The following is a 15167-nucleotide window of genomic DNA, read 5'->3' as shown; positions in this document are numbered from 1 at the left end:
TCCTTTCACAGGAGTTGGGCGGCCAGGGATTCGGCCATCGGTCCGGGCACCCCGAGCCGGGCACGCAGGGTGTCGGCATCAATCGCGTCGCCGGTCGCGGCCCGGTGGGCGTCGGCGATCTTCCGGGCGCGTTCGACCAGCGCCGGAGGCACAGGCACCGCAGGAGCCGGAGCCGGAGCCGGAGCAGGAGCGGGAGCGGGCAGAGCGGGCGCCGCAGTCTCCGGGGCCGTGAGCGCGGGAGCAGGTTCCGGCTCGTGGGGCGATTGGTGTTCGGCGTCCGGCACAGGCGACGGGGTCTCAGGGGCGTTGTCGGGTGTGGGGTCGGGGTTGTGGGCGAGCAGGGTGCCGCCGAGGAAGGCGAGCGCGGGCCAGCCGGCGACGAGGAAGCGCAGCCATGCGGGGGTGTGGTCGAGGTCGAGGAATCCGGCGGTGGCGACGTTCGCGCCGAGCGAGGCGGTCAGCGCGACCAGGAACCAGCACCAGGCCAGACGACGGGTGCGTCCGGTGCGGAGCCGTCGCCAGGCGGCCACGAGCAGGAGGTCTACGGAGATGGGGTAGGCCCAGGCTTTCCAGCCGGTCTGTCCGGCGGCTTCGGCGATGTCGTGCAGGTGGGCGAAGGACAGCGCACCAGCGATCACGGCCTGTACGAGGACGGCATCCGGTCGGATCGAGCGGGTCATGTCTTCACCTCCTTCACAGGGGTTGGGGCCAGGACGGGGCGGGGATCAAGTCCGGCCGCCCCATCCCGGCGGGTGTTCAGTCGGCGAGTGGTGCGTCGCCGGAACCGAGGCAGGTCAGGCACAGGCCCGTTTGCCGGTCCTCGGTGCTCTGGCGTTTGCGGCCGACGCGGACGGAGACGGAGACCTCTCCGGAGCCCTTGCAGACCGAGCACTTCACCGGCTCAACAGGCGCAGCCGTGGGCTTCTTGCGGCGCGCAGCGGCCATGGCTCACCCCTCCGATCCGGGACGCTCGATGTCGCCGAAGCCGGGCGGGACGCCGTCAGCGGGCAGCGAGAGGGCCAGACCACCACCGACGACGTCGGCGAAGTCCCGGTCTGCTCCGGGGTGTTCGGCGTAGAGGACGAGGTCACCGATCATCAGGACCGTGCGGTTGAAGTCGTCGCAGCTCGCACACATCACGCTCAACCCGCCTTCGACAGGTCGACGGGAGCCGCAGCGCCCGCAGGAGCTTCCTGCGCGGTGGCCCACTCCTCGACCGCGGTGGCGTACTCGGCCACAGCCCGTACGAGGTCGTCGGCGAACGCGCGCTGCACGGCCGGGGGCTTGGAGTCGAAGAGCGAGACGCACAGCACCTGGCCGGTGTCGTCGAGGGCGAGGATCGGCGCGTGGTCGGTGCCGTAGGTGTGGCACCGGATGGTGGTCTCGGCGGTGGGGTGGAACGAGGCGGACAGGGTCATGACCGGGCCTTCCTTCCGGATTTCGGGCATGGCAGGGGTAGGGAACCGGCGCGAGGCGGTCACGCCGACCGAAGAGCAGAGGGGTTACGGGGCCGGTGCCGGAGCCGGCGCGGGCACCGTGGCGGGCGCGGGACGGAAGGCGTCCAGGGCCGGAAGAGCCGGGGTCAGGTGCGCGAACTCACGGCACACCGCGACCACTTCACCGATCGAGGTCTTCGGGGTACGGATCCGGGTCCAGGTGCCCGAGGAGTCCCCCGCCACGGCCATACCGGCACGCTCCGAGGCGATCGCGGTAGCGGCCTGCACGGCGAGGTCGTTGATGTCGCCGAGCCCCATTTCGGCGGTCTGCTTGTCGTTGCAGCGATGCGTGACCCGGTTGGTCAACTGCGCCCGCAACGCAGTGGCGCCCTTGCCCAGCTCCGAGCCGAAACGCTGTCCCGCGATCTCCAGGTGGATACCGACCGCGCGGGAGAGCTGCGCGAGGCGAACCAGTTGCGTGACCATGCGTTCGCGGCGGGCGGTGTCGACCTTGGAGGCGACGAGGAACAGTTCGGCGATCTCGTCGACCAGGACCACGATCGGCACCGGGCGCAGCTTGGCGGGCAGGCCCCAGATGTCGGAAGTGATGTCCTCCAGCGGGGTGTCCGGGGCAATGCCCTGATGCAGGCAGAGCAGGTCGAAGCGCTCTTCCATCTCGGTCACGAGCGCATCGAGCAGGCCGTCGGCCTCGTCCGGGGTGGTGGCCAGTGCGGTCAGCCGGGGCGCGAACGGGCCCTGCTCCACCCCGCGCTTGCAGTCGATACCGACCAGGGCGACATCCAACGGGGCCAGCGACTTGATCAGGCAACGCTGGAACATCGACTTACCGGACTTGGTGGCGCCCAGGACCAGACCGTGCGGCGAGTCCTGATAGTTGCGCACGTAGGGGCGGCCGTCCTCGCGCAGGGCGACCACGGCCGACAGCGGACCGGGAACCAGCCGGCGCGGCATCCGCACACGGGCCAGGACATCGAAGGAGGTCATGCTCAACTCGACGACACCCGGCTTGAGTTCGGCCACGTGCACGGAGTGCACACCCCAGGCGTGCCGCAGCCGCTCAGCAGACTTGACCACATGCTCGGGTGCCAGTCCGGCGGGAAGCTTGAGGCGCAGGCGCATGCCGGTCGCGGTGGGGTGGATCCGGCGCACCTTCGGCAGTCGCGGACGGGCCACGCGCTCGGAGCCGGATGCCTTCCTGGCGAACACCTTCCACCAGGGCGGGGCCACCGTCAGCTCACACGCTTCCAGCGTCTCCCGGTAGCAGGAGAACACCCGGAACAGCGCGGCCGGAAAGCCGAACAGGACCCAGTACACGGCCGGAGCCGTAGCCCGCAGGATCAGCGCGAGCACCACTAACGCGACGAGGAACCACAGCAGTTCACTCATCACCGGTCAGCCCTTGCCGTTCGAGCCGGCCGTCGTCAGGTTCTTCGACGTCACGGCCACCGCGCGGTAGCTGATGCCGTGCCCGAAGTCGTTCTCCCACGGACGGGCCACCAGACCGGGAAACTCCACCGGCATCCCCGGCACCAGGTCCGGCTGGATGCCGTCCTCGGCGACCACGACCGTCAGCGCGTCCGGACGACCGTCCACGATCACCGCCACGTTCACGTTGTGCAGGGTCTTGCCCGACGTGCGGTCGGTCGCGATCTCGCCGGTCTCCCGGTTCTTCACCTTCGGCTCCGGGGCCTGGATCAGCATGACCGTCATCTCGCGTGTGTCCACAGGGATCTGACGCATGATGGAACTCCCTTGAGAGAGGGGTGGGGAGCGGTGCGTTGCTTGGCGGTAGGGCACCGCTCCCGACTTTTAGGTCCCCATGGAGGGGACCTTTTCTGCCTCCCACCATGGGGGCGAATGAGTCCGCTTGTCAAGGACTAAGACGTCCCCCGATAATGGGGGGCATGGACCTGCATGAAGTGATCCGTAAGCGGCGCGGCGAGCTGGGTATGTCGCAAGCCGACTTGGCCACAGCGGCAGGCGTGGACCGGCGCCAGATTCGGCGGTACGAGGCCGGCGAGCAGCAGCCAGTGCTGTCCGTCGCCGTGACCATCGCGCACGCCCTTGGGATCACCGTCAACGAGTTGGCCGGCCAGCCTGCGCACCGAATCGACCTATCAGGCGCATGGTGGATGTCCTGGCAGACCTCAAGGGACGGCGAGGAAGCCATCGCGGTGCAGGAAGTCAACTTCGCTCAACAAGAGGAGCTGATTCACCTCGACACGGTGGCCCGCGGCCTCAGCGCCGAGCGGGGTGGATACCACTGGCGCGGTGAACTCCGACTGTGGGACCAAGAAGTCCTCATGGGGTGGTATGTGGCCAACGACGGCCCCGTGCGGTCGAAGGGGACCTTGTACTTCGTGCTTCACCCGCACGGCGGCAGCATGTCCGGTCGATGGGTTGGTCTCGGCTATGACGGCAAGGTCATGACCGGCTGGGGAACAGCGGCTCGGACCAAGGACGAAGCTCTGGAGCTGAATACGAGGCTTCGGGAGGATCAGGGAGAGTCCGCATGACAGACGTCTGCGCAGTGCTGATCACCGCACCAGATGCTGAGTGGCTCGCGTCCTTCGTGCGCGGTCTAGTAGACGATCGGCTGTGCGCTGCTGGCCACATCTCACCGGGCAGGTCCTTCTACAGGTGGGAAGGCGAAGTGCACGACGCGAGCGAAGCTCTCGCCACCTTGCGCACCGTGCCAGAGCGAGTCTCCGAGATCATGGATCGGACGCGCCGCGAGCATCCGTACAAGGTGCCCAGCATCATCACGATGCCGATCAACGATGCGTCACCTGCCTACCGCGCATGGATCATCGAGCAGTCGAATCCTCTTCCGTCGTAACCGCCGACAAAGCCCCACGCGGACAAACTTTCCCTACATCATCAAGGCTCGCTCCGCTCGCGGCACGGGTTCGCCCCGTGCCCACGATCATTGCCGGTCCAAGCCGCTCTTGCGGATCACACAGCGCCGACCCGCCGGTTGACGCCACCATGATCCGGCCTTGCAGGGGGAGAACCTCAACACCCGTAAGACCACAAGGCGCACGTACAAGAACACCCCTCACAAACACCACCAGGCCCGAGCCATCCCGAAGGATCGAGGGCCCCACCACGGGGCGGCGCCGGGCGGGCGCCGCCCCGCCGCCTAAATGTCTCCGCCGCCGGCAGCGGGGCGGCGCCCGCCCGGCACACCCCAAGGGCCATATCCAGCAACGAGCCAAGGAGGACCGGGGAGACTTCCGCACCACAGGTCAACGACGCTTTGGGGTACCGATCAGGCCGGATCATGGTGGCGTCAACCGGCGGACCAACGCCACATGATCCTCAACCGCTCATGGCCCGCAGATCGCACCGGTTCGCCACGGCCGCGGGCAAAAGCGATGCCTCCGGCGGGGGATCGGCCGGCACCGGGGGCCAGGGAAACGCTGCCGAGTGCGAGCCCGCGGGTGGTTGCGTGAAGGGCTCCCATCCCGTCCACCGTCGACCCAGGCAAAGCCGAGCAGACGTGGCCCATGGCGTCCAGGTCGTTCGTACAGTAGCGCGCTCCACCTGGACGCCATGAACCACGCCCGCTCCACTGCGTGTGGGTCGACGGCGGACGGGATGGGAGCAGGGGCAGCTTGCGGCTCGCCGGGAGGTGCAAATTGAGAGCCCCCGACCGATGTTGCTGGTCGGGGGCTCTCAATGACTGTGGCGGTGAGAGATTCGGTCCCACGGTTGCCTACACCTCTGCGACTCCTCGGCTCTGCGGCCGAATGGAGCTAAAACCGTCCGCGGATCTGCTTGCCGGTGTCACTCTCCGGCTGGTTCAGAGCGTCGTAGACCTTGTGGCCGGAGTCGCGGGCACCACCAGCCCAGGAAACGGCCCCCCGGTCGGTCACCTTGGCCGCGATGCCACCCCAGTACTTTGCCTCACGCTCCCACTTGACGTCCTCCAGCAGGCGCTCCAAGGGGACGCCCGCAGGCAGAGGGTCGGCACTCCAGGACATACTGCGATTCATGGTCGCGCCAAGGCCAGCCACAACGGCGGGGGCCGTGGCGGCAGTCTTGGCATGGAAAAGCGGCGCATTCTCCTGAAGGAATGTGCCCACAGCCTCCATGACCTCGCGCTGGACGACCACCCTGTCCGGACGCTCGCCGCTCTCATCGGCAGGGATGTCCTCGTGCTCGATGCCGGTTGACGCTGCATGGATGCCAGCCTTGCCGAGCATGGCCGTGGCGACGAAAGTTCGAAGGACCGACATCGTCATCCATTCAACCGCCTTGTCCGACACCTGGCGCTTGCCAGTGAGGATCAGGCTCGACAACGGAACCGAGGTATCACCGGTCGACACCTTCAGCGAGTCCATCAGCTTGCGCGTCACGGTGGTGCCGAAGTCGCGACCATCCATGGACATAGCCAAGGATTTGTCGACCGGCACACCCTTCAGGTTGCGGTCGTGGAAGATCTGACGTGCCGCCATGACGCTGATGCCGTGGAAGATTTCGAATGACAGCGGGACGGCGCCGAAATCGAAGTCTTCCCCCAAGTCGTACGCAGCCGGATTTGCCTTGATCCTGTGCCAGGCGGTGACCTGAGTCTCGCTGTCGAGAGCGAAGAGGCCATCCTTGATCGGCAGGGCCGACGAACCGTCTTCAGCGATGACGAGCGGGCGCGGGGACCACAGGGTGATCTGCGGAAGCGACCAAGCGTCGTCGTAGTCTCCTCGCAGGCCAGCCGCGATGTAGTCGGCATACTCGCCGACATTCTTCGCCTTCTTGGTGCCAGCAGTACCGAGGAGGCGCTGAATCTCTGCGCGCGTTCGTGCGTACTCGCCGATCGGCCTCCCAGCCTTCTGTGCTCTCTTGGTGGCGTCCTCGACCTCTTGCGGGTCATTAACGATGGCCAGCAGGTTCTCGCAGTCGATGACGCCGTTGGCCATAACCCCCTTGCGGATCTCTCGGAGGTCGGCGGGCAGGCCAGTAGTTACCGGCTTCAAAGATGCAGGCATGAGCAACTCCCCCCCTCACGGGCGCCATGTTGACGCTCCGTCATGTCCTGTGACCGTACCGGATACCGCGCCGTAGGTGCAACTGAGGTTGCCAGAATCACCAACAATCTGTTCCGCAGATCAGAATTTTTAACTGCGGTGTGCTCTGCGAGACCCCACATCCAACCGCGGCGGTTGATTTTCACGTTGACGGCTGTCCGCGGACACGGTCGGAAGGTCTCGGAGGCCTGGATCCGCTTCTGTCGTGACGGTCGCGTCCGGCGGCTATCCAGCGGTACGGCAACGAAGTGCCGCAACCGCAGCAGCTACCAGCGAACGACCACGTCGACCTGAAGCATTGATGCGGCCCGCATGACCGAGAACACCCGATCTGTACAGAGCGGCAGACCAGAAGGCCGGCCAGCGGACTGGACAGCTTGGCCGCAGGCTGAGCCGTCTCAGTTTCCGTCTCATTCGTCAGCGTCCGCCCCCGTTCACGAGGTACCGCAGACCGCCGTACACACAGCCACTGTCCCGGCATGAACGCAGGTGAACGGCCTTGGATCACCGGTCAACCTGGACGGTCAGGCTTGGAAAGCGTGTGGGGCGACGGCGGACGGGGCGGAGCTGGAGTTGAGCGGGTGAAGATTCAGTCTCGGGCGCATCAGTGGCTCTACGCTTGATCTCTCACAGTCGTAGAGGTCGGGGGATCAAGTGAGCGGTGAAGTCGTGCAGTTGATGGGGCAGGCTGGGCAGTATCTGGCCCCGGCGGTGAGTGCCTATGGGGCAGCGGTCCTGACTCGAGCGGAGAGCGCTGCGGTGGACGCGACCGCGAACGTGGGGCGGCGGATCCTGCAGACGGTATGGCGCCGACGTGACGAGCAGGGGCGTGCGGAGCTGGAGGCCGCCGTGCGGGATGTGGACGAGGCCCCTGACGATGAGGACTCGGCGGCAGCACTGCGCCAGCAGGTCAAGCGCGCGCTACGCGATGACGCGGAACTGCTTGCCGAACTGACCAAGCTGCTTTCGGCCGGGGGCGAGTCGGTGACGGTGACGGCTTCCGGTGAGCGCGCCATCGCCGCCAAGTCCATCACCAACGCCGCGACGGGAGACAACACGACATTTGGCGGTGACAGGCCGACCGATGTCTGAAGAAGCCGGCGCACACGCCTCAGGGCCGAGATCCATCGCCGCGCAGGACATCGGCGTAGCGATCACCGGCGACCACGCGCGCGTGGTGATGGTGCCCGCCAAAGCCGTGCAGTGGGCGAAGGAGGTGAACGCGCCGCCGGGGGCCGGTAACCTTCCCGAATCCGCATCCGGTGTGTTCATGGGCCGGGAGGCCGAGATCGCCACCGTGCGTCGGCTGCTGGCGGGCAGCGGGGAGGCCGCAGTCACCCAGGAGTCCGGGATACGGGCGATCCACGGGCTGGGAGGAATCGGCAAGAGCACACTGGCCCTGCACTACGCACACCGCTACCGCCAGGACTACACGCTGGTGTGGTGGATCACCGCCACCGACACCGAGCAGATCGTGAACGCCCTGGCCGACCTCGCCCTCTATCTGTGTCCGCAACTGGCATCGACCGCAGGACCGCCGGAACGGGCCGCGTGGGCGCACTTGTGGCTGCAATGGCATCCCGGATGGCTGCTCGTGTTCGACAACGTGGAAGACCCCGCCGACCTGCGACACTACCTCGGATCACTGCCGGACGGGCATCACCTGGCCACCAGCCGCATCGGAACCGGCTGGCATGCCATCGCTCCCACCATGGCACTGGGCCTGCTCGACGCCGACGCGGCCGAGTCCTTGCTGTCCACCCTCGCCTTCGGCCCCCACTACACCGCCAGCACGGATCAGCGGCAGCACGCACGGGCCCTCGCCGCCGAACTCGGACATCTGCCACTTGCGTTGGAACAGGCGGGGGCCTACCTCTACGAGACCGGCACCTCATTGACCGACTACCGGAGGTTGCTGGGGCGCGTCATCGACCGGGCGCCAGGAGGCATCGACCCAGAGCGCACCATCGCACAGATCTGGGAACACACGCTGACCGCCGTCGAACGCCGCAACCCACAAGCGGTCACGCTCCTGAACGCCATGGCCTGGCTGGCACCCGACGACATCCCCCGCTCACTGATCGCCCCAATGTGCCCCGATCCACTCGACCTCGCCGCAGCACTCGGTGCCCTGCACGCCTACAACATGATCGCTTTCAGCACCGATCGCCAGAGCATCAGCGTCCACCGCCTCGTGCAAACCGTCCTGCGCCACCAAAGTGCCCCCGATAAAGGCACTACGACCGGCCGTCAGAACGCCGAGCAGCTCATCCAGCAGGGCGCAACTGAGACGGACACCAGCTCCTCGCAGTGGGAACACCTGCTTCCGCACATCACAGCGCTCCTCGAGTCCACGCCCGACCACGGCACGGCCTCGACCGAAACCGCAGACGTCTACCTTGCCGCGGCTCAATATCTGGAGCGCCAGGGGCGAGACGCCCACACCATCCCGCTGCACACAGCCGTCCTCGCGCAGCGCAAGCAGGTGTTGGGCGACACCCACCCGCACACCCTGGCCAGCCGCAACAACCTCGCGCTTGCCTATCGATCGGCGGGCGACCTGGGACAGGCGATCCCGCTGCACACAGCCGTCCTCGCGCAGCGCAAGCAGGTGTTGGGCGACACCCACCCGCACACCCTGGCCAGCCGCAACAACCTCGCCAGCACCTACGAGTCGGCGGGCGACCTGGGACAGGCGATCCCGCTGTACAAAACCACCCTCGCGCTGTGCGAGCAGGTGCTGGGCGACACCCACCCCGACACCCTGGCCACCCGCAACAACCTCGCCCACGCCTACGAGTCCGCGGGCGACCCAAAGCGGGCGATCCCGTTGTTGGAAACCACCCTCACGCAACGCGAGCAGGTGCTGGGCGACACCCATCCCGACACCCTGGCCACCCGCAACAACCTCGCTGGCGCCTACGAGTCCGCGGGCGACCCAAAGCGGGCGATCCCGTTGTTGGAAACCACCCTCGCGCTGTGCGAGCAGGTGCTGGGCGACACCCATCCCGACACCCTGACCATCCGCAACAACCTCGCTGGCGCCTACGAGTCCGCGGGCGACCCAAAGCGGGCGATCCCGTTGTTGGAAACCACCCTCGCGCTGTGCGAGCAGGTGCTGGGCGACACCCATCCCGACACCCTGACCATCCGCAACAACCTCGCTGGCGCCTACGAGTCCGCGGGCGACCCAAAGCGGGCGATCCCGTTGTTGGAAACCACCCTCGCGCTGTGCGAGCAGGTGCTGGGCGACACCCATCCCGACACCCTGACCATCCGCAACAACCTCGCCCACGCCTACGAGTCGGCCGGCGACCCAAAGCGGGCGATCCCGCTGTACAAAACCAACCTCGCACAATGCAAACAGGTGCTGGGTGACACCCACCCCCACACACTGGCCACCCGCAACAACCTCGCGCTTGCCCGGCTGGCCGCCAGATCCGTACAGCAGCGAAGTACAGCAACCCCAGCAACCGACCACGTCCAACGCTACCCGCCTGGGGACGCAGAGTGACCGGTATGGCCGCATGTGACTGATCTGCATAGAGCTACGGATCAGAAGGTTGCAGGTTCGAATCCTGCCGAGTGCACATAGGCAAGAGGCCCGGACGAGAGTCCGGGCCTCTTGCGTTTTCGGGGTGTACAGCATCCTTCGGTTCCCCTGCGGGATGGGGGCTCCGCGTGGCGACGTACGCGCGACTGTGTGAGGTGCGCGCACGCATCCTGGGTGGCGGATGGGCTGTCGGGCGGATCGAGACGCTGCCCGCCCAGTGGACGATGACGGCGCGCGATCCCGATGGACGGCCTGTGGACATTCGCGCTCATCGCCCACGTACCGCGTCGTCCGCATCAAGCACTGCCTGACGACGGTGAGGCGGTGTTGTCAGTGCCGTGCGTCATCCTGGCTCGTATGACGTGGTGGTGCACCGGGATGCGGTGGCGTGGGGGTGGGCCGGTCTTCGGGTGGGTGGGGGACGGTGGGGGCGAGCGGGAGAGTGGGGTGCGGTTCGGGGAGGGGGTAGCTTTTCGGGTTGGCGGGGAGCGGCGGTGTCTCGGGGTGTGGCGGGGAGGGCGGTGGACCGTCTGTCCGGGGCGGGATGCCGTGCCGGTGCGGGGGACGCGGGCGCAGTGTGCGGAGTGTGCCGCGATCGACCGGGCGCGGTCCGTCGCCGCGGACACGATCGCCGATGACCCGCGGCCGTACCACGTGTATTTGGCGTGGTTCGGGGACGGGCTCGTGAAGGTGGGGATCACGGGTGTGGGGAGAGGGAGCGCGCGGCTGCTTGAGCAGGGGGCCGTTGCCTTTACGTGGCTGGGGCAGGGGCCCCTGATGGCGGCCCGGCGGGCCGAGGAGCTGCTGCGGGTGGCGCTCGGGGTGCCGGACCGGATTCCGTACGAGAGGAAGCGGGCCGTGCGGGGCGGGTTGCCGGAGGCCGGTGCGCGGGGTGCCGAGTTGGAGCGGGCGCATGCCGTGGCCGTGGGGCTCGACGGGTGGCCGGAGTCGTTGGAGCGGGTGCCGTGTCGGGTCGTGGATCACGGGGAGGTTTTCGGGCTCGCCGCGATTGATCGTGTGGACGCTGTCGTGAGCGGGCTCGGGGCGGGGGCCGTTGTGGCGGGGGAGGTCGTCGCGGCCGCCGGGCCCGATCTGCATCTCCTCGAAGAGGGCGGGCGGCGGCTCGTCGTCGATACGCGGGTGCTTGCCGGGTGGCCGTTGGAGAGGGTGCCGGAGGGGGCGAGCGGGGTCGGTGAGGTGGGGCTTGTGGTGCGGGAGGTGCCGGGGGTGCAGGGTGGGCTCTTCTGACCGGGCTGGCCGGTCGGTCGCCCCGTCCCCTTTTCCCGCGTCGGGGAACGAGGGATCGTATGGACATGAGTGATCACGCCGATGCGGCTGACGGGCCGGCGGACGGGACGTTGCCGTCGCCGTCGCCGTTGCCCGCTTTTGAACTGCCTTACTACGTCGTGGTGTTCAGCTCCGTGCGGACCTCGGGGGACCGTGGCTACGGGGAGGCCGCGGATCGGATGGATGAGCTGGTCAAGGAGATACCGGGGTACCTGGGGCACGAGTCCGCGCGCAATCCCGGTGGGCTCGGGATCACCGTCTCGTACTTCCGCGACTCCGCCGCCATCGAGCGGTGGCGGTCCGTCGGCGAGCACCGCGCCGTGCAGAAGCAGGGCCGCGCCGAGTGGTACGAGCGGTACACCGTGCACGTCGCCAAGGTCGAGCGGAGTCAGGAGTTCGAGCGTGACTGAGCCCACCCCTGTGCCCGACTCCGTGTCCACCTCCGTGCCCGGCCCCGACCCCGTGCCCGGGTCCGTGCCCACCACCCCCGTGCCCGACCCCGAGCCCGAGGCCCAGCAGGTCGCCGCGTTTCTTGAGCGGTACGGGCTGCCCGGCCTCGTCGATGTGCACACCCACTTCATGCCCGAGCGCGTGCTGCGCAAGGTGTGGGCGTACTTCGACTCCGCCGGGCCGCTCGTCGGGACCGAGTGGCCGATCACGTACCGCGAGGAGGAGGGCGAACGGCTCGCCAGGCTGCGGGAGTTCCGGGTCGAGGCCTTCACCTCGATGCTGTATCCGCACAAGGCGGGGATGGCGCGCTGGCTGAACGAGTGGGCCGCCGACTTCGCCGCCCGTACGCCCGACTGTCTGCACACCGCCACCTTCTTCCCCGAGCCGGGCGTCGAGGCGTATGTGCGCCAGGCCCTGGACGCGGGCGCGCGGGTGTTCAAGGCGCACGTGCAGGTGGGGGCCTACGAGCCGAACGATCCGCTGCTCGATCCCGTGTGGGGCCTGCTCGCCGAGGCCGGCGTGCCGATCGTGACGCACTGCGGGTCCGGGCCCGCGCCCGGAAAGCACACCGGGCCCGAGCCGATCGCGCGGCTGCTCGCCCGGCACCCGCGGCTGCCGCTGGTGGTCGCGCACATGGGGATGCCCGAGTACACCGATTTCCTCGCGCTCGCCGAGCGGTACGCGGAGGTGCGGCTGGACACGACCATGGCGTTCACCGACTTCGTCGAGCGCCATACCCCCTTCCCCAAGGGGGAGTTGGGGCGGCTCGCCGATCTCGGGGGCCGGGTGCTGCTCGGCAGCGACTTCCCGAACATCCCGTATCCGTACATCCATCAGCTGGAGGCCGTCGAGCGGCTCGGGCTCGGCGACGACTGGGTGCGGGCCGTGTGCAGGAACAACGCCGCCGAGTTGTTCGCACTCGGCTGAGCCCCCCCACCCGGCAGATCCGGCAGATCCGGCAGACCCAGGAGGCCCGCGCGGCGCCCCGCACACTCACCCGTTTCTCAGAGTTTTCACAGGTTCGGGAAAGGGTGCTCTCAGAGGCGCGTCGCAAGCTTGCGCCATGACCGCGACCTCGCCCCAGGGGCGTACCGAACTGCTGAGGCCGGACGGAAGCCCCGTCCGGGTGCTTGTCGTGGACGACGAGCAGTCCATCACCGAGCTGTTGTCCATGGCCCTGCGCTACGAGGGCTGGCAGCTCCGCACCGCGAGCGACGGGGCGGGAGCCGTGCAGACCGCACGTGAGTTCCGGCCCGACGCCGTCGTGCTCGACATGATGCTGCCGGACATGGACGGGCTCAGCGTCCTCGGCCGGATGCGCCGCGAGCTGCCCGAGATCCCCGTGCTCTTCCTGACGGCCAAGGACGCCGTCGAGGACCGGATCGCCGGGCTGACGGCGGGCGGAGACGACTACGTCACCAAGCCCTTCAGCCTCGAAGAGGTCGTCGCGCGGCTCCGCGGGCTGATCCGCAGGACCGGCGCCGCCGACCGGCGCAGCGAGTCCGTGCTCGTCGTCGGCGATCTGATGCTGGATGAAGACAGCCATGAGGTGTCGCGGGGCGGGGACAACATCCACCTCACCGCCACCGAGTTCGAGCTGCTCCGCTTCCTCATGCGCAACCCCCGGCGCGTGCTCAGCAAGGCGCAGATCCTCGACCGCGTGTGGTCGTACGACTTCGGCGGGCAGGCCAACGTCGTCGAGCTCTACATCTCGTACCTGCGCAGGAAGATCGACGCCGGGCGCGAGCCGATGATCCACACCCGGCGCGGCGCCGGCTACCTGATCAAGCCGGCGATGGCCGCCACCACGACGTCGTGAAGCGCAGGGGCCGGCCCAGACGCTCCGTACCCGGCTCGTCGTCACGGCCGTCGCGCTGATGGCCGTCGTGGCATCGGTGATCGGTGTCGTGTCCGCCGTGTCGTTGCACTCGTACCTGTACGACGAGCTCGACAAGCAGGTGCACGGCATAGCGATGCGGGCGAGCGGGCCGAAGGGCGACTTTCCCGGGGCCGGTCCCATGGGGCAGAAGGACTTCGGTGACCTGGCATTCGTGACCCTGGGCTCTCCCGAGGGCACCCTCGGAGCCGAGGTCGGCGACGGGCAGGCCACCGAAGGCAAGGTCAGCGTCGAGGCGACGAATCCCGAGGGCGGCAGGCAGCTCGGGACCGACGACCTGTCCCAGTCCGTACTCGACGCTCTGGAGGACGTCCCCCAGAGCAATGACAAGACCACGCACACCGTCGACCTGCCGGGCCTCGGCAGCTACCGGGTCCAGTACGTCTCCGGGGACAACGGCGACTTCTACGTGGGCCGCCCCACCGCCCAGGTCGACTCCACCGTCAACAAGCTCATCGTCACCGAGCTGCTCGTCGCCGCCGCGGCCCTCGTGGCGGCAGGCGCCGCCGGGGCGATCATGGTCGGCGTCAATCTGAGGCCGCTGCGCCGCGTCGCCGCGACCGCGACCCGGGTCTCCGAACTCCCGCTGCACAGCGGTGAGGTGACCCTCTACGAACGCGTCCCGGAGTCCGAGGCCGACCCGAGGACCGAGGTTGGCCAGGTCGGCGCCGCGCTCAACCGGATGCTCGACCATGTGCACGGCGCCCTCGAATCCCGCCAGCAGAGCGAGACGCGGGTGCGCCAGTTCGTCGCCGACGCCAGCCATGAACTGCGTACGCCCCTGGCCTCCATCCGCGGCTACGCCGAGCTGACCAGGCGCGGCCGCGAGGAGACCGGGCCAGACACCCGGCACGCGCTCGGCCGCATCGAGTCCGAGGCGGACCGGATGACCGGGCTCGTCGAGGACCTGCTGCTGCTCGCCCGCCTCGACGCCGGAAGACCGCTGTCGTACGAGCCGACGGACCTCTCGCCCCTCGTCGTCGACGCGCTCAGTGACGCCCGCGCCGCCGACCAGAGCCACACCTGGCGCCTCGATCTCCCCGACGAACCGGCCACCGTGCTCGCCGACTCCGCGCGCCTGCACCAGGTCCTCGTCAACCTGCTGGCCAACGCGCGCACGCACACGCCGCCCGGCACCACCGTCACCGCCCGCGTGCACCGGCACGGCCCCTGGGTCTGCCTCGACGTACAGGACGACGGGCCCGGCATCCCCGCCGAGCTGCTGCCGCGCGTCTTCGAACGGTTCGCGCGCGGAGACTCGTCGCGGTCCAGGAAGGCGGGGTCGACGGGCCTCGGCCTGGCCATCGTGCAGGCCGTCGCGGCGGCGCACGGTGGCGCCGTGACCGTCGACAGCGGGCCCGGCAGGACCGTGTTCACGGTGCACCTGCCGGCGCATTCACCGGCCGGCACCGCGCCCGTCACTATTCCGCCGTCGTACTCACAGCCGGAGCAAAGCTTCACCACACAGCCCTAACAGGGCAGTTGGCGAATGTCGC

At 68.5% G+C, this 15167-nt stretch carries 16 protein-coding genes; 9 read left to right on the top strand and 7 right to left on the bottom strand.

The annotated features are described in order from the left end of the window. Positions 1-5: 5 nt before the first annotated feature. From ACP4E5_RS22820 to ACP4E5_RS22795, 6 genes are all read right to left on the bottom strand, one after another. Positions 6-680, bottom strand: coding sequence for a DUF2637 domain-containing protein (locus tag ACP4E5_RS22820; RefSeq protein WP_425831520.1), 675 nt, complete (start codon positions 678-680; stop codon positions 6-8). A 76-nt stretch (positions 681-756) separates the two neighbouring features. Then, the gene (locus ACP4E5_RS22815) at positions 757-945 is read right to left on the bottom strand and encodes a hypothetical protein (protein WP_425831518.1); all 189 of its coding nucleotides are present in this window, start codon (positions 943-945) and stop codon (positions 757-759) included. Positions 946-948: 3 nt separating this feature from the next. Beyond that, entirely contained in the window at positions 949-1137 is a 189-nt protein-coding gene (locus ACP4E5_RS22810) for a hypothetical protein (protein ID WP_425831516.1), read from the bottom strand. 5 nt (positions 1138-1142) lie between these two features. Next, positions 1143-1418 carry a hypothetical protein gene (locus ACP4E5_RS22805; RefSeq protein ID WP_425831514.1) on the bottom strand — a complete coding sequence of 92 codons (276 nt, stop codon included), beginning with the start codon at positions 1416-1418 and terminating at the stop codon, positions 1143-1145. A gap of 84 nt (positions 1419-1502) precedes the next feature. Next, a complete protein-coding gene (locus ACP4E5_RS22800; protein ID WP_425831512.1) occupies positions 1503-2843 on the bottom strand; it encodes an FtsK/SpoIIIE domain-containing protein in 1341 nt (446 codons plus the stop codon). Positions 2844-2849: 6 nt separating this feature from the next. Continuing rightward, positions 2850-3197: an SCO3933 family regulatory protein gene (locus ACP4E5_RS22795; protein WP_425831510.1), complete on the bottom strand. Its 348-nt coding sequence runs from the start codon at positions 3195-3197 to the stop codon at positions 2850-2852. Positions 3198-3361: 164 nt separating this feature from the next. Here ACP4E5_RS22795 and ACP4E5_RS22790 point away from each other — a divergent pair, with 164 nt between their 5' ends. Together ACP4E5_RS22790 and cutA are read left to right on the top strand one after the other, a co-directional pair. Further along, a complete protein-coding gene (locus ACP4E5_RS22790; protein WP_425831508.1) occupies positions 3362-3973 on the top strand; it encodes a helix-turn-helix transcriptional regulator in 612 nt (203 codons plus the stop codon). Further along, the gene (gene cutA, locus ACP4E5_RS22785) at positions 3970-4296 is read left to right on the top strand and encodes a divalent-cation tolerance protein CutA (protein ID WP_425831506.1); all 327 of its coding nucleotides are present in this window, start codon (positions 3970-3972) and stop codon (positions 4294-4296) included. The genes ACP4E5_RS22790 and cutA overlap by 4 nt, the downstream gene beginning before the upstream one ends. Positions 4297-5215: 919 nt before the next feature. Here the strand turns inward: cutA and ACP4E5_RS22780 are convergent. Beyond that, positions 5216-6445 (bottom strand): DNA sulfur modification protein DndB, encoded by a 1230-nt coding sequence (locus ACP4E5_RS22780; protein ID WP_425831504.1) that lies wholly within the window; start codon positions 6443-6445, stop codon positions 5216-5218. Between the two features lie 693 nt (positions 6446-7138). Here ACP4E5_RS22780 and ACP4E5_RS22775 point away from each other — a divergent pair. From ACP4E5_RS22775 to ACP4E5_RS22745, 7 genes are all read left to right on the top strand, one after another. Beyond that, positions 7139-7576 carry a hypothetical protein gene (locus tag ACP4E5_RS22775; RefSeq protein WP_425831502.1) on the top strand — a complete coding sequence of 146 codons (438 nt, stop codon included), beginning with the start codon at positions 7139-7141 and terminating at the stop codon, positions 7574-7576. Further along, on the top strand, positions 7569-9998 hold the full coding sequence (gene fxsT / locus ACP4E5_RS22770) for an FxSxx-COOH system tetratricopeptide repeat protein (protein WP_425831500.1): 2430 nt from the start codon (positions 7569-7571) through the stop codon (positions 9996-9998). Before ACP4E5_RS22775 ends, fxsT begins: the two co-directional genes overlap by 8 nt. Before the next feature lie 417 nt (positions 9999-10415). Next, positions 10416-11285: a DUF2797 domain-containing protein gene (locus ACP4E5_RS22765; protein ID WP_425841580.1), complete on the top strand. Its 870-nt coding sequence runs from the start codon at positions 10416-10418 to the stop codon at positions 11283-11285. Between the two features lie 65 nt (positions 11286-11350). Further along, positions 11351-11734: an antibiotic biosynthesis monooxygenase family protein gene (locus ACP4E5_RS22760; RefSeq protein WP_425831498.1), complete on the top strand. Its 384-nt coding sequence runs from the start codon at positions 11351-11353 to the stop codon at positions 11732-11734. 79 nt (positions 11735-11813) lie between these two features. Beyond that, positions 11814-12701, top strand: a complete 888-nt coding sequence (locus tag ACP4E5_RS22755; RefSeq protein ID WP_425841577.1) for an amidohydrolase family protein — start codon at positions 11814-11816, stop codon at positions 12699-12701. Positions 12702-12837: 136 nt separating this feature from the next. Continuing rightward, positions 12838-13593 carry a response regulator transcription factor gene (locus ACP4E5_RS22750; protein WP_425831496.1) on the top strand — a complete coding sequence of 252 codons (756 nt, stop codon included), beginning with the start codon at positions 12838-12840 and terminating at the stop codon, positions 13591-13593. A 58-nt stretch (positions 13594-13651) separates the two neighbouring features. Further along, positions 13652-15145: a sensor histidine kinase gene (locus ACP4E5_RS22745; RefSeq protein ID WP_425831494.1), complete on the top strand. Its 1494-nt coding sequence runs from the start codon at positions 13652-13654 to the stop codon at positions 15143-15145. The last annotated feature ends 22 nt before the right edge of the window (positions 15146-15167 follow it).

The organism is Streptomyces fractus (assembly GCF_049844455.1).
Classification (GTDB): domain Bacteria; phylum Actinomycetota; class Actinomycetes; order Streptomycetales; family Streptomycetaceae; genus Streptomyces; species Streptomyces fractus.
Note: the sequence above shows the minus strand (reverse complement) of the source record. Positions and strands in the feature narration are given on the sequence as shown.